This window comes from Aminiphilus circumscriptus DSM 16581, from assembly GCF_000526375.1.
Classification (GTDB): domain Bacteria; phylum Synergistota; class Synergistia; order Synergistales; family Aminiphilaceae; genus Aminiphilus; species Aminiphilus circumscriptus.
The window spans coordinates 234408-260330 of sequence record NZ_JAFY01000002.1 but is presented as its reverse complement, the minus strand read 5'-3'; the positions used below and the strand labels follow the sequence as shown (position 1 = coordinate 260330).

Below are 25923 nucleotides of genomic sequence, written 5' to 3'. Positions count from 1 at the left end.
TCCGGCGCGTCGATGACCGGCATCGCGAAGAGGGTGCCGCCTTTTTTCACCCCTGTACATAGTTTGTTTCCTTGTGTATAATGTCCGCCGAAAGAAACCGGAGGTGCTTTTGATGTATTCAAGGAACAAGAATTTCTTCGCAAAGGAGCGCAGATGTGAGGTCGTGGCAACAGACGGCCTCCTTTCGGATGCGTAGCCGGCGAGGGATTCTTGTTCTTTCTGTTCCGTTGCTCGGATGAGGTACGCTCCGTGGGGCCGTTTCGGCCCCATTTTTTCTGCCCTGATGGAGGTGTGCGGCGCATGGAAACGGTATGGCTTACGCTCGCCGACGGGACACGGTGGCGCGGAAACGCGCCCTTCGGCCTGAAGGCGGCGCTGGACGGGGAAGTTGTCTTTTCCACGTCCATGGGAGGATATGCCCAGTCTCTTTCGGATCCTTCCTATTGCGGACAGATGCTGGTCTTCACCTTTCCGTCCCAGGGGATCTACGGGGTGGACGCGGATGCCCTTGAGGGAATCCGCCCATGGGTTTCCGCGGCGGTGGTGCAGGGATTGGAGTCCACACCGCTTCCGGGGGTTCGCCAGCTCGGAGAGTGGCTTGCCGAATGGAACGTGCCTCTCGTGACGGGAGTGGACTGCCGTAACCTCGTGTTACGCCTTCGGGAGCGGGGGACCCTTATGGGGCGTTTGGCCCGGGATCCGGAGGCGCCACGTCTCCAGGTCCTTCCGGATTCGCTGGTCCGGACGGTGACCTGTTCCGAAACGAGCGCCACAGGAGGAGACGGCCCTACGGTGGTCCTCGTGGACTACGGGGTGAAACGGAACATCCTCCGGAGCCTCGAGAATCATGGGTGCCGGGTGATTCGCGTTCCCGCCTCGACCACCGCGGAGGAGATTCTTGCCTGGAACCCCGCCGGAGTGGTGCTGAGCAACGGCCCGGGGGATCCCGCGGTGCTCCGGAAGGAGACCGCCGTGGTGACGCGCCTCCTCGGCAAGGTGCCGCTCTTCGGCATCTGCCTGGGCACGCAGCTTCTCGCCCAGGCCTGCGGTGCCCGCACGGCGAAGCTCCCCTACGGGCATCGGGGAACCAACCAGCCCGTGCTGCACCTGGAGAGCCGCCGCGGGTACGTGACGAGTCAGAATCACGGCTACGCCGTGGTGGAGGAGACCCTCGACGGGGCGGGCCTTTTCGCCACCTTCCGTCACCTGGGGGACGGCACGGTGGAGGGCATTGCCTCCAGGAACGTCCCCGCCTGGGGGGTGCAGTTCCACCCCGAGGCGTGTCCCGGTCCCCGGGACACGGCGTTTCTCTTCGATTCCTTTCTGCAGCATCTCGCCAAGGAGGCCTCCCATGACGCGTGAGCTCGATTTCGGAACGCGCTCCGGATCCACCGCCGCAGCACCGTCTCCGGTGGTGGATCGTTCCTCCGGCGCTCGAAAGATTCTCGTTCTGGGATCGGGGCCGATCCGCATCGGTCAGGCCGCCGAGTTCGACTACTCGGGCAGCCAGGCCTGCCGGGCGCTCAAGGAGGAAGGGTGCACGGTGATCCTCCTGAACAGCAATCCCGCCACCATTCAGACCGATCCGGACGTGGCGGACGTGGTCTATCTCAAGCCGCTCCTGCCCGACGTGGTGGAGGAGATTCTCCAGGTGCACCGCCCCGACGGGGTGGTGGCGACCCTTGGAGGACAGACGGCGCTGAACCTCTGCGTCACCTGCGCGGAGCGGGGCATCTGGGAGCGCTACGGTACCCGCGTTCTGGGCACGCCCGTGGAAACCGTTGCCCGCGCCGAGGGACGCGAGGCCTTCCGGCAGACCATGCTCGACATCGGGGAGCCCGTGGTGGCGAGTGTCTGCGTTGCCGATGTCGCCGCCGCGAGAGTCTTTGCCGCGACGACTCCTTTTCCACTCATCGTGCGACCCGATTTCACCCTGGGCGGCACGGGGAGCGGCGTGGCCCGCTCCGCCGCGGAACTTGATGCCTGCGTCGAGGCGGGACTTCGGGCCTCTCCGGTGAGGCGCGTCCTGGTGGAGCGCTACCTGGAGGGGTGGCGGGAGATCGAGGCGGAGGTGGTCCGGGACGCTTCCGGCAACGCCCTCTGCGTGTGCAGCATGGAGAACGTGGATCCCATGGGCGTCCACACGGGAGATTCCGTGGTGGTCTCGCCGGTGCTCACGCTCACGGACTGCCAGTGGCAGCGCCTCCGCTCCGCGTCGCTCCGCATCGTGGAGGCTCTGGACGTGCGAGGGGCCTGCAACGTGCAGCTCGCGGTCTCTCCGGACGGGGATGATTACGCCGTCATCGAGGTAAACCCCAGGGCCAGCCGTTCCAGCGCCCTGGCAAGCAAGGCCACGGGATATCCCATCGCACGCATCGCCGCCAAAATTGCCCTTGGGCGTACCCTCACGGAGATGCCCAATCCCGTCACCGGCGTCGGCAGCGCTCTTTCCGAGCCTGCTCTGGACTATGTGGCGGTGAAGTTGCCCCGGTGGCCCTTCGACGCGTTTCCCCAGGCGGATCCCGTGCTGGGAACCCGGATGAAGGCCACGGGGGAGGTTCTCGCCCTCGGACTTTCCTTTCCCCAGGCACTGCTCAAGGCCTACCGTTCCACCGGTACGGAGCCGCTCTTCGATCCCCGCCTTGCGGATCTGAAGGAGGAGGATCTCTGGAGAGCCGTGCTCGCTCCCACACACCGGCGCATCGAGGCCATCTTCACGCTGCTGCGCCGGGGAGTGAGCGCGGAGGAGATCGCCCGCCGTTCCTGGATCGCCCCCTGGTTCGTGTCGGAGATGGCCCGGATCGTCGCCGCGGAGGAGCGCCTCCGCAGGGAGGGGCTTTCGGCGGAAGCGCTCAAGGTGGCCAAAGTGTTGGGCTTCTCCGACAAGGCCATTGCCGCAGTGGTGGAGCGCACTGTGGCGGAGGTGGAGGCCGCCCGGGAGGCGCTCGGCCTCGCGCCGGGGTTCCGCGAGGTGGATGGCTGCGCCGGGGAAGTGCCCGCCGGGTCGGGCTATTTCTACGGCGTCTGGGGTGCCGCGGGCGAGGAATGCCCTGCGGCGGGCGCCCCTGCCGTGGCAGTGCTCGGCTCCGGTCCGATCCGCATCGCCCAGGGGGTGGAGTTCGACTACTGCTGCGTCAAGGCCGTGGAGGCTTTGCGGCGGCGGGGTGTGCGGTCGATCATGGTGAACAACAACCCCGAGACGGTGAGCACCGATTTCGACATCTCCGATGCTCTCTACGTGGAGCCCCTTGCGGAGGAGGACGTTCTCGCGGTGCTCCGCCGGGAAAACGTCTTCGGCATCTTCTCGGGGTTCGGCGGACAGACCTCCCTGGGGCTCGGACAGCAACTCGCCGCCCGGGGAGTGCGCCTCCTCGGAACGGGACAGGACGCGGTGGATGCTGCGGAGGACCGGGGGCGCTTTTCCGCCCTCGTGGCTCGCCTCGGCATCTCGCAGCCGGAGGGCGGCGCGGCGCGGAACGTGGAGGACGCGGTGAAGCAGGCGCGCAAGCTCGGCTATCCTCTCATGGTGCGCCCCAGCTTCGTTCTCGGCGGTGTGGCCATGCGGGTGGTCACCGGCGAGGAGGAGCTCCTGGAGGTTCTTGAGGAAGCCTTCGCCGTGGGAGAGGGGCAGAACGTGCTGCTGGATCGCTTTCTGCCGGGAAAGGAATTCGAGGTGGACGCCCTCTGCGACGGGGAGGACGTGCTCGTGCCCGGCGTCTTCGAACATCTCGATCCCGCGGGAATTCACTCCGGCGATTCCCTGGCGATCTTTCCCGACCTTTCCCTCACGGAGCGCCACCGCCGGGAGATTCTCGACGTGGTACGCAAGCTCGGAGGCGCCCTCGGCGTGAGGGGGCTTCTGAACGTGCAGTTCGTCCTCCACGACGGGGCGCTCACGGTCATCGAGGCCAATCCAAGGGCCAGCCGCACCGTGCCCATCGTCTGCAAGCTCACGGGAATTCCCCTGGTGGACCTCGCGGTGCGCATCGCCCTCGGCGAGCGCCTCGTGGACATGGTGCCGCAGTTGGGATTGTTTGTCTACAGAGGTCCCTACGGCGTGAAGGTGCCGGTTTTTTCGACGGAGAAGCTTCCAGGGGTGGACGCCCGGCTTGGGCCGCGCATGCAGTCCACGGGTGAGGCCCTCGGCGTGGCGGACACCGTGGCGGAGGCGCTCTGGGAGGGACTCCGGGGCGCGGGAATTGCCCTCGACGCCCCGGGGCGGGCGCTTCTCTCCGTGCGGGACGACCGCAAGGGCGATGTCTGCGCCCTTGCCACGACTCTTCTGGCTCAGGGATGGACCGTGGAGGCCACGCCGGGCACCGCGGCGCACCTGGCGCGGTGGGGGCTTCCCGTGGAGACCGTTCCCAAGGGCGAGGCGCTGCTCGCGGAGATCCGCCGCAAGCGGTGGCAGCTCCTCGTCAACGTTCCTGGCCTCCGGGTGGGCATGGTCAAGGACGGCATGGCCATCCGTCGCGCCGCCATCGAGGAGGGGCTTCCCTGCTTCCACTCCCTGGAGACCGCCTCGGCGGTCCTTCTGGCGTTGCAGTGTTACGCCAAGGCCTCCTGGGGCGGAGGGAAATAGCTGAACCGGAACGTTCGCGAAAATTCGGCGCTCTTGTGTGGTGGAGAGAAAGATGCGGTCGGGGCGACACATTTGCGAAAGAGTGTCGGCGGAAACGTCTGTCTTTTGCTGAGTAAATACTTTCGTTTTTCTCATGTGACTCAAATGAAAGGAAATCGGCACATGTCCTTGAGTTCTCCGGCGTATGCTCGTGTCATTCCAGTTCACTACAAGGAGGCACGACCATGCGAAAGTTTTTTCTGGCGTTGCTTTTCGTCGTCGGCAGCGGGTTGCCGGCTTTTGCGGCGAGAGCCTACACGGAACCCTATCTCGTCTCCCTGACTCCCTCGACGGAGATGAACGTGTGCTGGCTTCTCGCCGAGGCGGGCGAGGGCGCGTGGGTTGAATTCGGAGAGACGGAGACCCTTGGGCGAAAAGCGGAGGCGAGAGTCTATGAAGTGAAGGGGTTGCGCACGTCCGCAAAACCCGACGGGTATGATCCGGAGCCGGAAAAGAATCCTGAACTCAAGGTCTTTCAGCGCATCGCGACGCTCAAGGGGCTGAAGCCGGGAACGGAATACCGCTACCGGACCGTGGTCGTAGAGGGAGGAAAGACAACGGAAGGCCCCGTCTACTCCTTCAGAACGGCACCCGTTGCGGGAGGGAGCCCCTTCAGGTTCATCCTGCTTTCCGACCTGCAGCAGAAGAAACAGATTCTCGAGACGGTGAGCATGGCGGGCAGGCAGAACGCGGATTTCATCCTCTATGCCGGAGATTTCCAGAACACTCCCTGGAAGGCCGCAGAGTGGTTTCCCGTGGAGGGGAGTTTCATCGCTCCCGAGGAAAAAGGGAGAGAGTGGTTCACCGCCATGCAGCAGACGGCGAACGGAGCGAAGCTGCTCCAGTACATACCTATCTTCCCTTGTCCGGGCAACCACGAGGCGGACGACCAGCGCATCTGGACCGACAAGCAGCTTGCCCAGGATTCGTCGAAGAAGACGCTCTCCATCTACATGCAGCTTTTTCGCCCGCTCTATCCGGACCAGGAGCACGGACAGGGCGGAACGCACTGGTACTCCGCGGACTACGGCGATCTCCACATCGTCTCTCTGTCCCTCTTCCGCTGGCACCCCTGGAGCGGTTTTGAAGCGCCCGGCTGGATCCTCTTCGACGATATCTCACCTGAAAGCCCGCAGGTCCGGTGGCTGGAGGAGGACTTGAAGAACAAGACGAGTCGTTTCACCTGGGTCGTGCAGCACTGGCACATGCTGAACCGGGGTGCGGAAGTATGGGTGCCCATGTCCCGCCCGGTGATCTACCCCGTAAGCCCCGACGTGGCCATGTATCCCCTTGGTGACCACTGTTGGAACGTACTGCGTCCCCTGTACGAAAAATACGGCGTCAACGCCGTGAACTTCGGTCATTCCCACGTCTACGAGCGCTACCTCATCAACGGCGTCAACTACATCGAGGCCGCCACGATCGGCAACAACTACAGAGGCGAGGACGATCCCCTCCATTTCAGCGGAAACGCCCCCATCGTGGAGCAGAATCAGCATCGTTCCGTTCTGGTGGTTTCCGTCACTTCCGAAGGCATGTCCGCGGAGGCTGTTCGGGCCAGCGAGGATGGAGACGGAGCAGTCAAGGTGGGCGAGGTGTTCGACTCCTTCGTGATCGCTCCGTTGAAATGACGAAAGGAAGAATGCTTGTCGTCTCGAAGACGTCAGGACAGACGAAGGGCCTCCCCGTACGGGGAGGCCCTTCGTCTGTCCTGACGTCGCGGAGCTAGAGATATTCCCCTCGTGCTTTTTCCGCGTCAAGACCGGAGGACTCAAGCCAAATATGGAAGGATGTCTCAAGGTGTTCTTCCCATGCTGCCACGGCCTTTTCCATGTCCTTTTCCAGAAAGGCTCTGTACACCCTGCGTCGGGTGACAAAACGCTCTCCAAGCTGCTTCGAGATGACGATTCGCATGGTCCGATATCGATCGAGCAGTTCCCTGTGCTGCCAGATCATCTGAATTAGCTTTGGTACGCGACAGGCGTTGAAGAGAACGTTGTTGAACTCTCCGGCGGGTTGCAGAAGTTTTTCCGCCAGATTGTCCGTATCCTCGAGCGCGAGGAGTGTATCCACGCCATCGAGGATTGTTTTCATTGTGTCAAGCTCCTCGGGAGTTATGCGGAGCGTTGCGTAACGGATTGCCAGTAATTCGAGCGCTTTGCGGATCGAATAGATGTGGGCGATTTCCACGGGTGAAAGTCCCTTGACGATGTTCCCCTTCATGGGAAGGCGCTCCACGAGTCCCTCCGCCTCGAGTTTCTGAACCGCCTCCCGGACCGGTGTTCGGCTTGTCTTGAACAGTTCCGCGATTTCTCCGTCGGAGAAGAGAATTCCCGCCCGAAGGTTCCCACTCAAGATCTGTTGACGCAGGTACTCGTAAATAGTTTCCCGAAAAGGTTTGAATTCCATGACCGGAACGGTGTTCTTCAGAAAGGCCTCCATCGGCTTCACTCCCGCTCTTTTATGCATAACAGGCAGTTCGGTTAAGCGCTGGTATTTCTTGTTCATTGTAGAAAGAAGTTGTTGACAGGTCGTTATGATGCGCTGTTCCCGTGAAAGTTGGTTGGTGCAAAGTACAATCAGCGGAAATTTTTAATATTAATAATTTTAGTTAATACAGATAGTTGCGTTTAGGTTTTTATAAAACAAGAAATGATTTTTCAGGAAATTTGTCTCCAATGTCAAGTTGGCATGTGTCGCGGGCAGGCGGTGGCCCCTGTTGTGCTTTTGGAGAATAGATTTTCAGAATAACAAAAGAAGAAGGACGAATCAATAGTGAAATGTATCCCTATCCGCTGCCTCTTTACACGAGAGAAGGAGTTGTCTATAATGTCCGGTATCTTAGATCTAAGATACATGATGTTCGATTTTGGCACAAGGGGTAAGGGTGGTGGCGAAGCGAATGCTGTTTTTTTTCGGAAAGCGTGTATGTGTCGAGATTGGCTCGACACAAACGCCAAGGCGAAGGAGGAGTGCATTTATGAAGCGGTTGTTCGGGGGAGTTGCGGTTCTGTTGGCATTGTTCATGTTGGTGTTTCTTCCTTTGGTGGGAGAAGCGAAGGAATTTCCAGCGAGAGGGATCGATATTGTCGTGCCCTTTGGTCCGGGTAGTGGGACGGACACGACCATGAGAGCCCTCGCTCCGGAGCTAGAGAAAGTCCTGGGTGTTCCCGTGGTGGTCATCAACGCCGAGGGGAGCGGCGGTCTCAAGGGAATGGAATTTGCGGCCAAGCAGCCTGCGGATGGGTACACCCTGTTCTGTCACACGCCGACCCACATTCTTGCGGAAATCCAGAATCTTTCTTCGATTTCCCTGACAAAGAATTTTGTTCCCGTAGCACGTCTCGTTCAGGATTCGGTGCTCGTCACGGCAGGTGCCAAGGGGCGGTTCAAGACGTGGGATGAAATGGTGGAATTCGCGAAGGCGAACCCCGGCAAGGTCACGGTAGCGGGATTGAGCCCCAAGGGTATCGATGCGGTGTCCATGAAGATGATCGCCAAGGCTGCGGGGATCGAGCTGAATTTCGTTCCCTTCGGCGGCGGCGCCGAGGCGAAATCCGCCCTGCTGGGAGGTCATGTGGATCTCGCCAACGATGATCCGGCGAACAGCATCGAGCTCGTGAAGGCCGGCGAGATGAACGCTCTGCTCGTCGCCACGGACCAGAGGCTCGCGGCATTCCCCGACACGCCCACGTCCTACGAGAAAGGTATCAATATCACGATCGGCCCCTGGCGCGGTCTTGCCACGATAAAGGGAACGCCCCCTGAGATCGTCGCGAAACTCGAGGAGGCTGTTAAGAAGGCCTACGAGAGCGAAAGCTTCCAGAAATGGATGAAGGACCGGATGCTCGACCAGCGCCCCGGCTGGATGGGGTCTGCGGAGCTCCAGAAGAAATGGGAAGAGGACATCGCTTTCTTCAGCAACGCCTTCAAGGAGTTGGGACTGTAGGTGAGACACTGAAACGACCGGTCTTCGGAAGCAATTACCGGGCCTGGGAGAATTCGAGGATTTTTCTGGAAATGAAACGGACTCTCCCTGCCGCATGGAGGCAGGGAGAGTTTTTCGGAGGGGGCGGTCTTGTGAGTGTGGAGCTGATCCTGAACGTTGCAATCCTGGCGTTCTCCATCTTCTGTTACTGGTTCGTCGGGGCGACGACACCTCCGTCGTCCATGCCGGGCATCATGAGTGCCGCGGACTGGCCTCGCCTGATTCTGATCGGTCTCGTGATCGCGTTGTCGATCAATATCGTCAAGTTGTTGCGGGAATCGAAGAAGAGCGCCGGCGCCGAAGCAAAGAGATGGAGAGAACTGTTTCCTCCCAGGTTCATCGTCGCATTCGTGATTCTCGTGGCCTACTCGATCATTCTGGAGTATCTCGGCTTTCTTCCGAGCACCTTTCTTTTCGTCATGGCCTTTTCCGCACTGATCGGACTGAGAAAGATCTCCCACCTCGTTCTGGGTGCCCTCTGCAGCTCCGTCGCCATCTACGTCATCTTCCAGATCCTCCTTCAGGTGCTGCTGCCCCGGGGCACGGGCGTGTTCCGGGAGTTCAGCATCTTTCTGGAAGGCCTGTTCTAGAGCACGAAAGGGGCAAGAGATATGGATACGTTCGATCTTCTCCGTCTCGGCATCGATGTCGTCTTCACGCCGTTGACACTGTTCTTCATCCTCATCGGCAACCTCCTCGGCGTGATCTTCGGGGCCCTTCCCGGGGTCAGCGCCAGCATGGCCGTCGCCCTCATGGTTCCCTTCACGTTCAAGCTCGATCCGGTGGGTTCCATCGCCTTCCTCTCCGCAGTCTACTGCGCGGCCATCACGGGGGGTGGCATTCCGGCCATTCTCTTCAAGATTCCTGGCACACCCGCCAGCGCAGTGACAACCTTTGACGGCTACCCCCTGGCGGTCAGGGGTGAAAGCGGGCGGGCCATGCTCGTTGTACTGGTCTCCTCCGCAGTGGGGGGCATTGTGTCGGCGCTGGCAATGCTTTTGGTATCCCGCCAGCTTTCCGAGCTGGGGCTCCGTTTCGGCCCCTCCGAGCTCTTCGCCGTGGCGTGCCTCGGCCTGAGTGTTCTCACCAGCATGGACGAGGATCGCATGGTCAAGACGCTCATCTCCGGGCTGCTGGGACTCTTCATCGCTACCATGGCCATGGATCCCGTGGAAGGCGTCCCTCGTCTGACCTTCGGATTCTCCTACCTGCTTGGCGGTATTCCCATGATTCCCGTCATGATCGGTATGTTCGCCGTGTCGGAAGTGCTCAAGCAGGTAATCCGCCCGACGCGAATCAAGTCCGACAAAATCATCGATTTCAAGAGATCGAGAAAATGGCTGTCTCTCCGGGAATGGTGGGATCTCAAGATGACCATGCTTCGCTGCTCCATCCTGGGAACCATTGTCGGTATCCTTCCGGGAGCGGGGGCCACGATTTCCTCTTTCCTCGGCTACAGCATGGAGATGAAGTTTACCAAACATCCGGAGGAATTCGGCAAGGGATCGCTTCACGGCCTTTCCGCCAGCGAGACCTCTAACAACGCCGCAACGGGGGGGTCCATGGTGCCCCTCCTGTCCCTCGGAATTCCTGGAGGCAACGCGGCGGCGGTGATGGTGGCCGCCCTGATGCTCCAGGGCGTGCAGGTGGGGCCCATGCTTCTGAAGACGCAACCCGTTTACCTTTCCGGCGTGTTCGTCTCCATGGTCGTCACGAACATCCTCATGATCTTCGTCGCATTCGGCGTCGCCCTTGCCTTCGCCAAGCTCATGGATATCCCCTACCACTTTCTCGGCCCCCTGATCATCCTCTTCGCCTCCGTGGGCAGTTTCGCCACCCAGAACAATCTCACGGACGTGCTGACCATGGTCGTCGCGGGACTCGGAGGATACCTGATGGCGGAATTCCACTATTCGCCGGCGGCTCTCACCCTCGGGCTCGTCCTGGGCGACATCTGCGAGAACAATCTGCGCCGGGGTGTCATGATCGCCGGAGGAGACTACTGGGCCATGCTCTCGCGTCCCATCACGGCGGGGCTTCTCTTGGCCTGTGCGGTGTTCCTGGCCCTGCCGGTCATCAGAAGAATTCTGCGCGGCAACCGACAGGCCGCTGCATAAGAACCGCACAAAAAGCGAGGAGGGAAGAACCGTGTCCATGCATCAGTTGGCCGAACTTGCAACGTATGTCAGTGCTCTTCGCATCGAGGATCTCCCCGTCGAAGTCGTCGATGCCGCGAAAGTCTGTGCCATCGATTCCATCGGCGCCGCCGTGGGCGGAGTGACTTATGAGGAAGTCCCGTCCGTTCTCGAAACGTTTTTGACTCTTTCGGGACGCGCCGACGCGAACGCCTCCGTTTGGGGAAGCGGAAAGGTCACGTCGCTCTTTCAGGCGGCGTTTCTCAACGGGCTCATGGGACACGCTCTGGAGCTGGACGACGTACACACGAAATCGAAAACCCACATTGGTGCCGTGGTGCTTCCCGCGGTTTGGTCCGTCGCCGAGGTGACCGGAGCATCGGGAGCGCGGGTGCTCGAAGCTGTGGTTGCCGGATACGAGACCATGGCACGGATAGGAAAGGGATTTGGGGTAGCGGACCATCGCCTTCGGGGATGGCACGTGTCTGGCACGGCGGGGACGTTCGGTGCCGCGGCGGCGGCGGCGAAACTGCTCGGGCTGGACGTGGAGAGGACTCTTTATGCCTTCGGCATGGCGGGAACACAGTCTTCGGGACTCTGGGCCTTTCTCGCCGACGGCTCCACGTCGAAGAAGATGCACACGGGACGTGCGGCGGAGAACGGCGTCGTGGCGGCCTTTCTCGCAAAGGCGGGCATGACCGGCCCGGAACACATCCTCGACGCGGAGGACGGAGGATTGTTTCCCGCCACTTCCGGCTCCTATTCCCTCGATGAAGTGTCCCGGAATCTCGGGGAACTCTTCGAGATCCTGAAGGTGGACAGGAAACCCTATTCCTGCTGTCGCAGCATGCATCCCGCCCTCGACGCGATCCTGCAGGTCCGGGCGGAGTGTCCGGAGATGGCCGACCGGATCGAGAGAATCCGGATCAAATCCTACGAAGTGGGTGTCAAGCAGTGCGGCACCATTTTATATCCGAAGAACGTGAGCGAGGCCAAGTTCTGCATGCGTTTCGGCGTGGCCGTTGCTTACCTGGACGGCTCGGCGGGGCAGAAACAGTTTTCCATGGATCGCATTCGAGACCCGAAGGTCCGGGCACTTTCCGAAAGGGTGGATTATGCGGAGAGTCCGGAGTTTACCTCGCGGTATCCCGAGAAGTGGGGTTGTTCTCTCGAAGTGAATCTCGACGACGGAACCCGCTTCGAGAAAGTCGTGCTGGACGCCTCGGGGAGCGTTGCGAACCCCATGACGCCCTCGCAGATCGACGCGAAATTCCGCGGTCTCGTCGGTCCCGTCCTCGGCGACATCAGGGCGGAAGCGCTGCTTCAGGATCTGAGAAAACTGGAGGCGCTGAAAAGCGTTCCGACCATCTAACGGCTACGAAGGATCGCCGGAACAGGAGGTGTCGTCCGTGAGAAGAGAGTGCACCGAAGTCGTCGTTCCTGTGGGAAAGGGGCATGTGAAGGCTCTCGTTCCCAACCTCGTTGCCGTCGCAAAACCGAAAAGTGTTCCCGGCGTGCCGGACGAACGGGAGGAAGTGCGGCGTGCCCTGCGGAATCCCATAGGCTCCGGGACGCTTCGGGAAATCGCCCGGGGAAAAAGAACTGCCGGAATCGTCGTCAACGATATCACCCGCCCCTATCCCGGAGGTCTCCTGGTGGAGGAAATCGCCCGGGAGCTGAACGAGGTGGGCCTGGAGGACGGGAATATCTTCCTCGTCGTGGCCTACGGCATTCACCGGGTGAATACCGACGAAGAACTGCGTTCCATGTTCGGCGACGCAGTGGTGGAACGTTTCCGCATCGTGCACCATCGCGCCGGGGACGAGGAGACGCTCGTCACGCTCGGTAAGACACCCGGCGGTGTGACCGTGCAGATCAACAGGGAATTTGCTGCCGCAGAGGTGAAGATCACCACAGGGCTCATTACGCCGCATCATTCCGCGGGGTTCTCCGGCGGACGGAAGAGCGTCGTTCCCGGCATTTCCGGGCTCGCGTGTCTGCGGACACACCATTCGTTTCCCATTCGGCCGAAGGATCCCTCCATGGGGTGGATCTCGGGGAATCCCTTCCACGAACATGCTCTCGACGCAGCACGGATGGTGGGTATCGATTTCATCGTCAACACGGTGGACAACGTGGAGAGGGAGATGGTCGCCACCGTGGCGGGGGATCTCGCCGAGGCCCACAAAGTGGGCGTGGAGATCTGCCGTTCCATCTGGGAGGTGGACCTTCCCTCCAGGGCTGACGTGGTCATCGTGAGCCCTGGAGGGTATCCGAGGGACTTCGACCTGCACCAGTCGCAGAAAGCCTGTTCCTGCGCCGAGCTCGCCTGCCGTCCCGGAGGACAGATCATTCTCTGTGCGGAGGCGCCGGACGGGGCGGGCAAGTTCGGCAAACTTCTCCAGGAGGCGAACCACCCGGAGGAGCTCGTGGAGAAGTACACCCGGGAGGGGTTCACTGCGGAGTCCACCGCGAAGGCCTACATGTACGCCAGGGCTCTTCTCAAGCACCGTCTCGGGCTGGCGTGCAGCAAGGTGCCGAAGGACGAGGCGGAGCGCATGTTCATGCTCTCCTATGCGTCGCTAGAGGAAGGAATCCAAGATGCCCTGGCGCATTACGGAGAGGATGCGATGTTTCTCGTGATTCCCTACGCGTCGGACATCATCCCGGTCATTCACGAGGAGTGAGGAGCAGCCATGAGAAAGATTCCCTGCGCCCTGTTTCGGGGCGGAACGAGCAAGGGCGTTGTCTTTCGCGCGGAGGACCTTCCTCCAGCGGGAGATGAACGGGACCGCGTTCTCCTGCGTCTCATGGGCAGTCCCGACCTGAGGCAGATAGACGGGCTCGGCGGTGCGAACTCGCTGACGAGCAAGGTGGCGGTTCTCTCCCGCTCGGAGAGGGAGGACGCGGATCTCGACTACGATCTGGGGCAAGTCCTGCTGGATCGGCCCGAGGTCGCCTGGAACGGAACCTGCGGCAACCTGGCCTCCGCGGCGGGGCTGTTCGCCCTCGAAGAGGGGCTGGTGAGAAGCCGTGCTCCGGCGACGACCGTGCGCCTCTACTCGCTGAACGTGCGGCAGTGCATCCACGTGACCGTTCCGGTGACGGAGGGGCGTCCCGTCTGCGAGGGGGATTTTCGCATTCCCGGAGTTCCCTTTCCGGGGTCGCGCATCGTGGTGGAGTTCTGCGACCCCGTGGGGGGGATCACAGGATCGATGCTGCCCACTGGACAGGTTCGCGAGAGGGTGATTCTCCCCGACGGGCGGGTCTTCGATGTGTCCGTAGTCGATGCGGGACTGCCCATGGTGTTTCTCCTCGCGGAAAATCTCGGCCTGCGGGGTGACGAGCTGCCCGGGGAGATCGAGGCGAGGCCGGAGATTCTGGAGACCCTCGAAACAGTGCGGAAGGTCCTTTGCGGGCGAATCGCCGAGCACACGGGGATGACGTCCATGCTGACCGCGCCGGACGTGCCGAAGATCGGTTTCTTCGCCCGCTCCGCCGCCTACCGGACGGCGGAGGGAAAGATCGTGGAGGCCGACGAGGTCGATTTTCTGGGCCGCGCCGCCTCGATGCAGAAGATGCACAGGGCCTATATGGTTTCCGGAGCCGTCTGCACCGCAGCGGCGGCGGTGATCCCGGGGACGGTGGTGAACGAGCTTTTGGGAACTTTTCCCGAGGGATCCCAAAAGGTTCTGCGCCTTGGGCAGCCCTACGGTGCCATGAATCTTCATATCACCGAGGAAAACGGACGCATCGCGAAGATCGGCGTGGAGCGGAGCGCTCGAAGGCTGATGGACGGTCACGTCTATGTTCCGGAGGACGGAAAAGGAGGCGGAGAACCATGCCTCAGATGACCGTTCCCTGTGTCGTGTACCGGGGCGGCACGAGCCGGGGCGTCTTCTTTCACGGGAAGGATCTTCCGACGGATCCGGAGGAGCGGCGACGGATCTTTCTTCACGCGGTGGATTGCTGGAATCCCTCCCAGGTGGACGGTCTCGGCGCGGGGACCTCACATACCAGCAAGTGTGTCGTCATGGCTCCCTCCGCGAAGGAGGGCGTGCACGCGAACTACACCTTCGTCCAGGTGGGTATCGGAGTGCCCGTTGCCGACACGGCAGGGACCTGTGGCAATCTCATGAGCGCCGCAGGAGCCTTTGCCGTGGACGAAGGACTCGTTCCCGTCTCGCCAGGACAGGAGAGCGTGGAGGTCGTCGTGTACGACACGAACATCGACAGGACGCTCCGCATCCATGTGCCCCTGGAGAACGGAAAAGCAAGGGCGGACGGCTCGTTCCTGATGTCCGGACTCGTCCGTCCCGGCGCAAGGATCCGCATCAGTATCCTGAACCCCGGAGGAGGAAAGACGGGCTCTTCCTTTCCCTTGGGAACGCGCACACACCTTCGGGTCGGGGAAGACGTCTTTGAGATCACCCTGGCGGACATCGTCAACCCCATCGTCTTCGTCGAGGCCGATGCGTTCGGTCTCGACGGGACCGAAGCAAACGCGCTCCTCTCTTCGAGGGAGGAACTTCTGGAGACGCTCAACAGCATCAGGGATCAGGCGGCGGTGTCGCTCGGGTGGGCGAAATCTCCCGAGGAAGCCCGGAAAACGACCCCTGCCGTGCCGAAGATTGCGTTGGTGGCACCCCCTCGGGACTATGTGGCCGAATCGGGCGAGCGCATCCGCGCAGAGGATATCGATGTCCTGGCGAGAATGCTGTCACTGGGGCGCGTTCACCGGACCTTTGCCGCCAGCGCCCTCTATTGTCTTGCCGCCGCGTGTCTCCTTGAGGGAACGGTCCCCTTCCGGACAGCCCGCGGAAACTGCGGCGCGGAGGAAAGACTCTTCCGTCTGGGGCATCCCGGGGGCATCGCCGAAATCCGAGTGGGACTGACCGCGGACGGAAAAAACGTAGCCTTTGTGGGTATGGACAGAACCGCGAGGCGCATCCTTGCGGGAGATCTCTGCATCCCGGAAAAAACGGTCGCATGAGGGGAGTTGCTGCCGATGGGCTACAGCATTGTTGAAAAACTCGTTCGGTCTCATTTTGTCGAAGGTTCCTTGGCGCCGGGAGAGGAACTTTCCCTGAAGGTGGACCAGACACTCAACCCCGATTCCGCCGGTACCATGGCTTTCATTCAGTTCGAGGCCATCGGAATACCCAGGGTTCAGGTGGGCCTTGCCGTGAGCTATGCGGATCACCAGACGCTGCAGGTGGGATTCGAGAACGCGGACGACCATCTCTACCTGCAGGATGTGGCGGCCAGGTTTGGCGTGCACTTCTCCCGGGCGGGGAACGGTATCTGCCACCAGGTGCATTTGGAGCGCTTCGCCGCCCCGGGGAAGTTTCTTCTGGGAACGGACAGCCACACACCCACTGCGGGAGGCATGGGCATGCTCGCCATCGCTGTGGGTGGTGTGGATCTCGCCCTTGCCATGGCGGGGCGTCCCTTCACGTTCTCCATGCCGCGGGTCACCAGGGTTGAACTGAAGGGATCGCTCCCTCCCTGGGTGGCGGCGAAGGATGTGATTCTCGAAGTCCTGCGTCGTCTCACCTGCAGCGGCGGCGTGGGGAAAATCATCGAATACGGCGGTCCCGGCGTGGCGTGTCTTTCCGTTCCGGAACGGGGGACCATCACGAACATGGGGGCGGAACTTGGGGCGACCAGCTCCGTCTTTCCCAGCGACGGGCGCACGAGGGAATTTTTGGAGGCCCAGGGGCGCGGCGATGCCTTCGTTCCCCTCCAGGCGGACGATGATGCGATGTACGACGAGGTCCTGGAAATCGATCTTTCGACGCTCGAACCTCTCGTGGCGCTCCCTCATTTTCCCGACAACGTTGTTCCCGTGCGCGAAGCGGCGGGACTGTCTCTGAACCAGGTTTTCATTGGCAGCTGCACCAACTCGTCTTACGTGGACCTGTCCCGTGCCGCGGCGATCCTGAAGGGAAAGCTCGTGGCGGAGAACACCAGCCTCGTGGTGGCCCCCGGAAGTCGTCAGGTTCTGCACATGATCGCCCAGAGCGGCGCACTGGCGGATCTCATCGCGGCGGGGGCGCGCATTCTGGAGAGTGCCTGCGGTCCGTGCATCGGCATCGGCCAGTCCCCCTGCTCGGGGGGTACGTCGCTCCGCACGAGCAACCGTAATTTCGAGGGCCGGAGCGGAACGAAGGACGCGAAGGTGTTTCTCGCGAGCGTGGAGACCGCCGCCGCCTCGGCGCTCACGGGCAGGCTCACCGATCCGAGGACGCTCGGGAACCCCATCTCCGTCCCGGTTCCGTCCCGGTTCCACATCGACGACCGGATGATTCTGGTGCCGCCAGTGGACGGATCGGGGATCGAGATCCGCCGCGGCCCGAACATCAGGTCGCTGCCTCCCTTCCCTCCCCTTGCGGAGACCGTGAGGGGAGAGGTTCTCCTGAAGGTGGGAGACAACATCACCACGGATCACATCATGCCCGCCGGAGCGAAGGTCATGCCCTACCGCTCCAATGTTCCCGCCATTTCCAGGTTCTGCTTCGCCACGGTGGACGAGACCTTTTACGACCGGGCCGTGGCTGCCGGGGGCGGGCTCATCGTGGGGGGATGTAACTACGGTCAGGGATCGAGCCGGGAGCACGCGGCTCTCGCGCCCCGGCATCTGGGGGTCAAGGCGGTTCTCGCTAAGTCCTACGCGAGAATCCACCGCAAGAACCTGATCAACATGGGCATCGCCCCTCTGGTCTTCGACGAAGAGGGTGACTACGACCGGATCAAACAGGGAGATTTCCTCTCCGCGGAGGGATTGTACGCCGCCGTGGAGGCGGGGGTTCTTTTGGTCCGGAACGAAACGCGGAACGAGATGTACAGGATTCGTCTCCCGCTCTTGCCGCTGGAAAAAGAGCTGCTGCAGGCGGGTGGTGCGCTGAACCACGCAAGAATCTGTCTGAGGGAACGGGAGCGATTCAAATGACGACGAAGATCCGAATGACGACACCGCTGGTGGAGATGGACGGGGACGAAATGACCCGGATCATCTGGAAAATGCTTAAACAGACGCTGATCGAACCATACGTGGACCTCAGGACTGAATACTATGACCTCGGGCTGGAACATCGGAACGAGACGAACGACGAGGTGACTGTTGCCGCCGCGCATGCCACGCGGAGACTCGGGGTTGCGGTGAAGTGTGCCACCGTTACGCCCAACGCGCAGCGCGTCGAGGAATACAAGTTGAAGGAGATGTGGAAGAGCCCCAACGGCACGATCCGTGCGATCCTGGACGGCACGGTCTTCCGCGTTCCCATCCTGGTCGACTGCATCGAACCCTTCGTGAGAACCTGGAAGAAGCCGATCACTCTCGCCCGGCACGCCTACGGCGACATCTACAGGGACGTGGAGATGTATATCCCCGGCAAGGGGCGGGCCGAGCTGGTCTTCACCGACGGGAAAGGTGGAGAGACACGGCTCGTCGTCCATGATTTCGAAGGCTCGGGCGTGCTTCTCGGCATGCACAACCTGGACGAATCCATCGCCAATTTCGCCAGGGCCTGCTTCCGTTTTGCCCTGGACATGAGGCAGGATCTCTGGTTTTCCACGAAGGACACGATCTCCAAGAAATACGATCACCGTTTCAAGGACATCTTCGCGGAGATTTTCGAGAGTGAGTACAGGGAAAAGTTCGAGGCGAGCCGGATCGAATATTTCTACACGCTCATCGATGACGCTGTCGCGCGGGCCGTCCGCTCCGAGGGCGGGTTCATCTGGGCATGCAAGAACTACGACGGCGATGTCATGTCCGACATGGTTGCCTCCGCTTTCGGGAGTCTTGCCATGATGAGCTCGGTGCTCGTCTCCCCCGACGGGAAATACGAATACGAAGCGGCGCACGGAACCGTGACGCGCCACTACTACGAGCACCTGAAGGGCAATCCCACCTCAACCAATCCCATGGCGACGCTGTTTGCCTGGACGGGAGCCCTTCGCAAGCGGGGTGAACTGGATGGACTGGCCGATCTCGCGGCGTTCGCGGATCGCCTGGAGAGGAGTTCCCTCCGGACCATAGAGGAAGGTGTGATGACCAGGGATCTGGGGATTCTGAGCACGCATCCCTCCAAGAAAATCGTCGGATCCGAGGAGTTCCTCCGTGAAATCCGGCTCCGGCTCGAGAAAAGCGGGGAAGCGGGTCGAAGCTGTCGCTGACGCATCGGATGCCGCTGTATCGATAAGGAAGGGTACGCAGGACGACGTTGAAACCATCCTTCCCTGTGCCGGACAAGGGGGTGCTTTCGGGCATCCCCTTGTCGTCTGTAGGTACGTCGCTTTTTACGGAGGAAGCCCGGCTGTTGTTCCGGCTTCGGCCGAGAGACGCCGGGGTTGTCTGCCGCGCTCCGCACGGTATCCGTCCGCCGTGTGGCGCCTGCGCCCCTTCGACCGGATCGTCTGAGCGTCCAATGCCGCTCAGAGCCGCTTCAGGAAGCCCGAGAGGGCGCCCACGCCGTCCCGGAGCGTCTCCGTCTTCGGGGCGAAGCCGATGCGCGCGGTGTACGGGATCTCGAAGCACTCTCCGGGAACGAGGAGCGCCCCCGCCTCCTCCAGGAGACGACGGCAGAATTCCTCGGAGGACACGGGGATGTCCAGCCGGAGCAGGGCGGTGGTTCCCGCCTTCGGCGGCAGGCAGGAGACGCGGGGTTCCGCGGCGACCCAGTCGGCGAGGAGTGCCGCGTTGGTGCGCACCAGGGGAAGGTTGCGCTCCAGGATGACCGCACGGTGCTCCAGCGCCAGCGTCGCGAGGTAGTCGTCGAGACGGCCGCAGGAAATGGTGGTGTAATCCCTGTGCTGGAAACAGGTTCGGAGAAAGTCCCTGGGACCCGTGAGCCACCCCGTGCGGAGCCCCGCGAGAGAATAGACCTTGGAGACGCTTCCCGTGCTGATGGCCCGGTCGTAGAGATCGACGAAGGAAGGGGTGCCGTAGGGGGCGTCGTGTTCGAGTCCCCGGTAGATTTCATCGCAGAGAATCCATGCGCCGCAACGGTCCGCGATGGCAACGATCTCCTTCATCAGGGCTTCGTCGAGCTTCGCGCCCGTGGGGTTGTTGGGGTAGTTCAGCACGATCAGTTTCGTTTTGTCCGAGACGGCCTTCCGCAGGGCGTCGAGGTCGGGCAGAAAGGAGTTCTCCGCCCGGGCAAAGAGGCGGGTAACCTGTGCGCCGAAGGACTCGGGAAGCGAGTAGAGCTGCTGATAGGTGGGGAGCAGGGCCACCACGTGGTCCCCCGGCTCCGTGAGGCTCCAGAGGGCGAGGAAGTTCGCGGCGATGCCGCCGCCGGTGACGAGCACGTCCTCGGCGGTCCTGCTCCGATAGAGGGAGGAGATGGCTCCCCGAAGCCGCTCCGATCCCGGAATATCCCCGTAGGTGAGATGGGTCCGCTCCAGCGCGGCAAGGTGCTCCTCCCGATTTCCCACCAGCGTCAGCAGTTCCTTCACCGTGAGCGATTCCACGCAGGTTTCCGCCACATTGTGGCGCGCCCTGGTCTCGTAAGTGTTCATCCACTCTTCCACACCGAACTCGGCGATGTACATGGGGCATTCCTCCCTTGAAAGAAACCATTTTCCGCCGCGGGCGCGGCGGCATTTCCCCGAGCCGTTCCGCGTTTTGGCCCTTTTGGTGCGATGCGTGTCTTCTGCCTGAAAGCCGAATCCGAAACAGGCTTTCTCCAGTTTCCGAATGGTGCATGGAGAAAACACCCTCTTGTTTCGGTGGGTTCTCTCCGGGAGCGTCAAGCGATTTTTTCAGTTTTTGTGTTGTGTGTTCCGGGCGAGGGAGTCTACGCGCCCGGGCAGAGAAGACGGAGCAGACGTCCTTCGTCGATGTTGCCACCGGAGACGACCACTCCCACCTTGCGTCCTTCGAGAGGAAGGCGCCCCGAGAGGAGTGCCGCCACCGACGTGGCGGCGCCGCCCTCGATCACCTGGTGGTGCGTTCGGTGGACAAAGGCGATGGCCTCCCCGATCTCCCGCTCCGAAACAGCATCGAGACCTGCCAGGCGTTCCCGCAGAAAGGGAAAGAGATGCTTCGACGCCGCGCCGCCGAGGGCGTCCGCCAGAGAGTCCAGCTCCTCCACGGGAACCACCTTGCCCGCACGGAACGCCTCGGCCCACGAGGGATTGGCCGCTGCATGGGCACCCCAGAGGCGGGCTTTCGGTGCGAGCGCTCCCGCCGCGACGGTGATGCCGCCGAGAAGCCCGCCGCCGCTGAGAGGACAGACGATGTCCTCCAGGTCCGGTTCGGCGAGGAACATCTCCACGCCCACCGTTCCCTGCCCGGCCACCACGTAGCGGTCCTCGTAGGCGGAGACGAAGATCCGCTCTTCCTCCCGACAGACCCGCAGCGCCTCCGCCTCGGTGTCGTCGTAAAGGCGGCCGAAACGCCGGAGCGTCACGAAGTCGCCGCCGATGCGGCGGATGGCCTCCTGTTTCACCTCCGGGCAGGTCTCGGGTACGTAGATCAGGGCCTGCACCCCAAGCATCCGGGCCGCCGTGGCCACGCCCTGGGCATGGTTGCCGCTCGACGCGGTGACGACTCCCGCGGCGCGCTCCGAAGCCGTGAGGTTCATCATCCGGTTCAGCGCGCCCCGTATCTTGAAAGAGCGGCAGCGCTGGAGATTTTCCCATTTGACGAAGACCTCTGCCCCGGAGCGATCGCTCAGAAAAGGAGAGTGCTCAAAGGGAGTGGTGTGCACCTTTCCTTGAAGGCTGCGCCATGCCCGCAGCACCTCCGTCATGTCGGGAACGACTTTCGCGGCGATTCCTCTCGATCCGTTTCCGTTCTCCATTCTCTGTTCGCGCTCCTTTCCAACTCGCGTTCCGCGGTTCCGGTCTTTTTCCGTCCTCTTGCGTCTGTTCTCGCTCTTCCTCCGCCCGTCTTCCGCGCAAGTTCCTTTGGAAACCAGGAGAAGGTTCGGGTGTCTCTTCTTGTTCCGGAAGTGTGCATTCCGTGCTGCAGAAACCGTTGTCGTCCTCTGGTGCCCGCTTTGGTAGCTCCAGGGACGAAAAGTCCGGACGAGCTCTCTTGAACAAACCGGTGCAGAACTCAAAAATGAACGCTTTTCTTCGAATGGTTTTATTGTAGCGAAAAAACATCGTTTCGTACCTCCATTTTTCGGAGAAACGCGAAGGCATGCCTTTACGAGTGAAGAGCGTGGCTCTGGACGGGACTCCTTCCTCTGCTACAATGCAGAAAATGCAGCGCCTGTTGCATCCGGTCATTCCGAAGGAGGGATCTGTCATGAGCGAGGCAATGTCCAACGGGCCGTTCTGCCAGCGTTGTGGCATGCCGCTGGAGAAGCCTGAGGATTTCGGTACCGCCGCGTCGGGTTCCGCATCGACGACTACTGTTGTTGGTGCTATGCGGGTGGGGTTTTCACCGAACCGGACATTTCGATGGAGCAGATGATCGACAAATGCGTGACCATCATGAACGGGCATGGCATCGTGCCCGAGGTGCAGCCCCGTTCCCTCATGACGCAGGTCATGCCCGAGCTGAAGCGCTGGAAAAAGAGCGACTGGTCGAACAGGGCGAAAAAAGCGCCGGAACTGTCGGAACTGTCGAAACTGTCGGGACCACCGGAAAGGAGCGTGCCACATGCCGGAGCAGACGAAACCCCGGGTGGACAAGGAATCCACCTTCGACCTTCTGGAAATACGCCTCGGACGAGTGGTGACCGTGGAGGAGGAGCCCTCGTCGCCGAAGAGGGCTTACAAACTCACCGTCGATTTCGGCAAGTTCGGGGTGCGCACCAGCGTGGGACGTTTCACCCAGCATGCGCCGGAGGAGCTGAAGGGGAAACTTGTTCTGGGGGTGCTCAACTTCGAGCCCCGCAGAGTGGGGGAGACCCTGTCGGAGGTGCTCATCCTGGGAGTGCAGTACCCCAAGGCGGAGAGCGGCGAGGCCACCTTCATCACTCCCGCGGTGGAGGCGAAGATCGGCGGCAAGCTTTTCTGACGCTCGGGCGAGCGTGTCCCAGGCTCTTGTGCGATACAATGGAGCGAATGTGAAGCGGCATGCCGACAGAAATCCCCGAGACGGGAACGGTGCTCGTCGGAGTGACAGAAGGAGGGGAGAAGCGACGTGAGCGTTCTGGTCGTCGTCAACAACAAGGGTGGGGTGGGAAAAACCGTGCTGGCGGCCATTTTGGCCGAGGAAGCGGCTCGCTCGGGAAAGCGGGTGCTCTGCGTGGACATGGATCCCCAGGGAAACATGTCCGCCGCGCTCGGCGCCGTGGAAAAGGTGTCCGCCACGGTGGCGGATGTGCTCCAGTTTCCCGCCGGAACCGTGGAACGCGCCGTCGTGCCCTCCTGGTGGGACGGTGACGGGCGCCTTGCTCTCATCGTCTCCACGGGCAAACTCTACGAGCGGGAGTTCCGCCTCAAAGCCCTGAGCGAGGCCGTCGCCCTTGTGCGGAAGGAGCACGACCTGATCCTCGTGGACACGCCTCCCTCCCTCTCGCGCTGGGCTCAGGCGGCACTTCTCGCCGCAGACCGGGTTCTCGTTCCCGTGAATCCCAGCTCCTTCGCCCTCTCGGGCATCGAAGCGGTGGCCTCCTTCGTCGCCGCCACGAAGCCGGAGCTTGAAAACCGCTTTGACGTGGTGGTGACCCTGTACGACCGACGCATCACCACCCACCGGGAACTCACCGAGACCGTGCAGGAGCGGTACGGCGTTTTGGGCGTGCTGCCCCGGGCGAACCGCGTCGTGGAGAACGTGGAGCAGCGGCGCCCCTGGTGGACGGGAGTGCACAGGGACCGCCGGGAGGAATACCGCGCCGTGGCGGCCCGGATCCTCGGGAAGTGATTTCGGGCAAACGGCTGCAGGGAGCGTGTCGTCCCTGCGCCTCCTCGACCAAACGAAAAAACAGTTGCAAAAGAAACGGTCAGGCCGCGTCCTCAAAACCGGACGGACGACCTGAAAGGCGACCTGTTGCAACCGGTTGTTGCGGGATGCCCTGGGTCGTCGCGGCAGGAATGCCGTAACAAGCGGACGCCGAAGGATCCTCGCCGCGAGCGGGCGGTTGGAGTGACGCTATCGCCGCGAAAGACTCGCCATGGCCCTCTCTGTTTTTTCTCGGGGTGTGCTCTCCATTGGTTCGCGGTCTTTGTTGCGTTTGACGCGGAAATTCACTCCATTTTACAGAGGGTGACGTCCTTTGCGGCCCTTTTCCGTTTCGCCTCATGCTCTTCTTTTTTTTTGGAAGCTCTGAAGAAAGACCTTTCGCTTTTCCTTGACTCGGGTCGCGTCAGGCTCTGCGAGGCGCCCTGCGGGGCTGACGCAGCCTTATTCAGAGATTCCTTTTTTCTTTGCGGGGCTTTGTTTCGTCTTTGCTTTCCTCTCTGTTCCCCTTCCCTCCCTCCTCCTCTTGCCTCGCCTCTTCCGTAAATGTTCTTTGGGTGTCCTCTTTCGACAGTTCCTTTCGGTGCGGCAAAAACGCCCTCGGCTCAAACGAGCGTCCTCGGTTTTTGGAATGAGTCATATTGCAAAAACAATAGTTGCATTTTACAATAGATGAAACACGAAAAGAGTGTGGTGCACAGCTTGCGGGAGCGCAGGGAGTATCGTCCATGTGGCGAAAAGGGGGGACGACATGAGCGGAGAGGATGTGCGACGACTTCGGAGGGATCTGCGGCAGCTCCTGCGTCTTCTGGGCGTGCTGGATCGCGAGGAGGCCCGGTGTTGTGGCGTGAGCCTCGCCCAGTGTCATGCACTGCTGGAAGTTGCGGGTTCTCCGGGGTTATCCCTGTCCGAGCTGGCGGAACGGCTGTTGCTGGATCGCAGCACCGTGAGCCGCCTGGTGGATGGGCTGGTGAACGATGGATTGCTTGTGCGGGAGGCGTCGCCGGAGGATCGCCGGTATGTGACGCTTTCGCTCTCCCGGCAAGGCGAGGCGCTGGTGGGTGGCGTGGAGCGGAACATGGACGAGTGGCTCGGTTCGGCTCTCCGCACCCTCGCGGAGGCGGAGCGGCAAAAGGTCTTCTCCGGATTGGAGCTGCTGGCGGCGTCGCTGGAAAACGCCGCTTCCCGAGAATGCAGGTAGCTCTTCCTTCGTGCGTGGCGGACACCTCCGTCTCCCTGTTACCCTCTCGGGAAAAACGTTTCGTCCTGCGCACAAAGAACGGCCAGAGGAACGGAGGGCGTCGGCATTGCGGCAATCTGTGCGCATGCGGGAGCGCCGGAATGCCGGAACGCTGAAATAGGGAAGACCATTCGAGGAGGCGACGTGCGACGATGAGCGACATCCGGGAGGACGTGCGAAAGAAATATGCGGCGGCCATTTCGGCCAGAAGCGGGCATGCGTGCTGCGGCGGAAGGAGCGGCTGCGGCACCGGTTCCGGAGGCGGGTGCGACGCCATCACCGGAGGAAACTATTTTCCGGAGGATCTGCCCGACCTGTTGCAGAACATGGAGATTCCCACCTTCGGATGCGGCAATCCCACGGCCATTGCGTCGCTGCGGCCCGGGGAGACCGTGCTCGATCTGGGGAGCGGGGCGGGGCTGGATGTGCTGCTCGCGGCGGTCAAGGTGGGACCGACGGGGCGGGTGTACGGCCTGGACATGACGGAGGAGATGCTCTCCGAGGCGGAGCGGAACCGACGCAGAGCCGGGCTGGAGAACGTCACCTTTCTGAAGGGGCATATGGAGGAGATTCCGCTCCCCGACGAGAGCGTCGATCTGGTGATTTCCAACTGCGTGGTGAACCTTTCCCCGGACAAGGACCGCGTGCTGGCCGAAGTGTTCCGGGTGCTCCGGAGAGGCGGGCGCGTCGCCATCTCCGACGTGGTGCTTCTCCGCGCTCTTCCTCCGGCGGTGCACCGGAGTGTCGCCGCCTGGACGGGGTGCATCGCCGGGGCGCTTTCCGCGGAGGAGTTCGAGCGCAAAATTCGCCGCGCCGGATTCGACGACGGGGACGTGCGGGTCACGAAGGTCTATTCCTTCTCGCCCGAGGAGGCCCGGGAGCTGTTTCCGGACCTCTCCCCGGAGGAACTCCCCATGGTGGACGGCGCTGCCGGAAGCGCTCTCGTGACGGCGCGAAAAGGAACGGGTGGAGCGCCGTCTTGACACGCCTCGCGGTTTTTTGTAGGCTGGTCCTGTCTAACTGGTAAGACCAGTTGCGCAGGGCCGGCTTTTTTGTGCCGGTGGTGCATCCCTT

Annotated in this window: 19 protein-coding genes and 1 pseudogene; 17 read left to right on the top strand and 3 right to left on the bottom strand. The window is 61.9% G+C overall.

What is annotated here, in order from left to right; genetic code table 11:
• Positions 1 to 300: 300 nt before the first annotated feature.
• The 3 genes from K349_RS0101765 to K349_RS0101755 all read left to right on the top strand — a co-directional run bounded on the left by K349_RS0101765 (position 301) and on the right by K349_RS0101755 (position 6252).
• Positions 301 to 1362 carry a carbamoyl phosphate synthase small subunit gene (locus tag K349_RS0101765; RefSeq protein ID WP_026368182.1) on the top strand — a complete coding sequence of 354 codons (1062 nt, stop codon included), beginning with the start codon at positions 301 to 303 and terminating at the stop codon, positions 1360 to 1362.
• The gene (gene carB / locus K349_RS0101760) at positions 1352 to 4582 is read left to right on the top strand and encodes a carbamoyl-phosphate synthase large subunit (RefSeq protein WP_026368181.1); all 3231 of its coding nucleotides are present in this window, start codon (positions 1352 to 1354) and stop codon (positions 4580 to 4582) included. The genes K349_RS0101765 and carB overlap by 11 nt, the downstream gene beginning before the upstream one ends.
• Before the next feature lie 224 nt (positions 4583 to 4806).
• The gene (locus K349_RS0101755; RefSeq protein WP_026368180.1) at positions 4807 to 6252 is read left to right on the top strand and encodes a purple acid phosphatase family protein; all 1446 of its coding nucleotides are present in this window, start codon (positions 4807 to 4809) and stop codon (positions 6250 to 6252) included.
• A 94-nt stretch (positions 6253 to 6346) separates the two neighbouring features.
• On the opposite strand, the gene K349_RS0101750 is transcribed toward K349_RS0101755, so the two are convergent.
• Positions 6347 to 7063, bottom strand: a complete 717-nt coding sequence (locus tag K349_RS0101750) for a GntR family transcriptional regulator (RefSeq protein ID WP_026368179.1) — start codon at positions 7061 to 7063, stop codon at positions 6347 to 6349.
• A 538-nt stretch (positions 7064 to 7601) separates the two neighbouring features.
• On the opposite strand from K349_RS0101750, the gene K349_RS0101745 reads away from it, so the two are divergent.
• From K349_RS0101745 to K349_RS0101705, 9 genes are all read left to right on the top strand, one after another.
• On the top strand, positions 7602 to 8570 hold the full coding sequence (locus K349_RS0101745; RefSeq protein WP_026368178.1) for a tripartite tricarboxylate transporter substrate binding protein: 969 nt from the start codon (positions 7602 to 7604) through the stop codon (positions 8568 to 8570).
• Between the two features lie 131 nt (positions 8571 to 8701).
• Complete coding sequence (locus K349_RS0101740; RefSeq protein ID WP_211240310.1) at positions 8702 to 9199, top strand: tripartite tricarboxylate transporter TctB family protein; 498 nt, start codon at positions 8702 to 8704, stop codon at positions 9197 to 9199.
• Positions 9200 to 9220: 21 nt separating this feature from the next.
• The gene (locus tag K349_RS0101735; protein ID WP_026368176.1) at positions 9221 to 10726 is read left to right on the top strand and encodes a tripartite tricarboxylate transporter permease; all 1506 of its coding nucleotides are present in this window, start codon (positions 9221 to 9223) and stop codon (positions 10724 to 10726) included.
• Between the two features lie 37 nt (positions 10727 to 10763).
• Complete coding sequence (locus K349_RS0101730) at positions 10764 to 12116, top strand: MmgE/PrpD family protein (protein WP_026368175.1); 1353 nt, start codon at positions 10764 to 10766, stop codon at positions 12114 to 12116.
• Positions 12117 to 12153: 37 nt separating this feature from the next.
• Positions 12154 to 13431 carry a nickel-dependent lactate racemase family protein gene (locus K349_RS0101725; RefSeq protein WP_026368174.1) on the top strand — a complete coding sequence of 426 codons (1278 nt, stop codon included), beginning with the start codon at positions 12154 to 12156 and terminating at the stop codon, positions 13429 to 13431.
• Between the two features lie 9 nt (positions 13432 to 13440).
• Positions 13441 to 14598, top strand: coding sequence for a 2-methylaconitate cis-trans isomerase PrpF family protein (locus K349_RS0101720; RefSeq protein ID WP_026368173.1), 1158 nt, complete (start codon positions 13441 to 13443; stop codon positions 14596 to 14598).
• Entirely contained in the window at positions 14586 to 15737 is a 1152-nt protein-coding gene (locus K349_RS0101715; protein ID WP_026368172.1) for a PrpF domain-containing protein, read from the top strand. The genes K349_RS0101720 and K349_RS0101715 overlap by 13 nt, the downstream gene beginning before the upstream one ends.
• Before the next feature lie 15 nt (positions 15738 to 15752).
• A complete protein-coding gene (locus tag K349_RS0101710; protein ID WP_026368171.1) occupies positions 15753 to 17696 on the top strand; it encodes an aconitate hydratase in 1944 nt (647 codons plus the stop codon).
• A complete protein-coding gene (locus K349_RS0101705; protein ID WP_026368170.1) occupies positions 17693 to 18925 on the top strand; it encodes an NADP-dependent isocitrate dehydrogenase in 1233 nt (410 codons plus the stop codon). The genes K349_RS0101710 and K349_RS0101705 overlap by 4 nt, the downstream gene beginning before the upstream one ends.
• Before the next feature lie 258 nt (positions 18926 to 19183).
• Here K349_RS0101705 and K349_RS0101700 read toward each other — a convergent pair whose 3' ends face one another.
• Positions 19184 to 20302, bottom strand: coding sequence for an aminotransferase class I/II-fold pyridoxal phosphate-dependent enzyme (locus K349_RS0101700; RefSeq protein WP_026368169.1), 1119 nt, complete (start codon positions 20300 to 20302; stop codon positions 19184 to 19186).
• 245 nt (positions 20303 to 20547) lie between these two features.
• Positions 20548 to 21555 carry a threonine ammonia-lyase gene (locus tag K349_RS0101695; RefSeq protein ID WP_051464225.1) on the bottom strand — a complete coding sequence of 336 codons (1008 nt, stop codon included), beginning with the start codon at positions 21553 to 21555 and terminating at the stop codon, positions 20548 to 20550.
• A gap of 344 nt (positions 21556 to 21899) precedes the next feature.
• Here K349_RS0101695 and K349_RS20025 point away from each other — a divergent pair.
• The 5 genes and pseudogenes from K349_RS20025 to arsM form a co-directional block, all read left to right on the top strand.
• Positions 21900 to 22216 (top strand): annotated as a pseudogene (locus K349_RS20025) (zinc ribbon domain-containing protein); the annotation flags it as partial.
• Positions 22217 to 22364: 148 nt separating this feature from the next.
• Entirely contained in the window at positions 22365 to 22724 is a 360-nt protein-coding gene (locus K349_RS0101690) for a t-RNA-binding domain-containing protein (protein WP_026368167.1), read from the top strand.
• A gap of 126 nt (positions 22725 to 22850) precedes the next feature.
• Positions 22851 to 23573: a ParA family protein gene (locus tag K349_RS0101685; protein WP_026368166.1), complete on the top strand. Its 723-nt coding sequence runs from the start codon at positions 22851 to 22853 to the stop codon at positions 23571 to 23573.
• Positions 23574 to 24360: 787 nt separating this feature from the next.
• A complete protein-coding gene (locus K349_RS0101675) occupies positions 24361 to 24810 on the top strand; it encodes a MarR family winged helix-turn-helix transcriptional regulator (RefSeq protein ID WP_026368165.1) in 450 nt (149 codons plus the stop codon).
• A gap of 191 nt (positions 24811 to 25001) precedes the next feature.
• Positions 25002 to 25832 carry an arsenite methyltransferase gene (gene arsM, locus K349_RS0101670; RefSeq protein ID WP_026368164.1) on the top strand — a complete coding sequence of 277 codons (831 nt, stop codon included), beginning with the start codon at positions 25002 to 25004 and terminating at the stop codon, positions 25830 to 25832.
• Positions 25833 to 25923 lie beyond the last annotated feature (91 nt).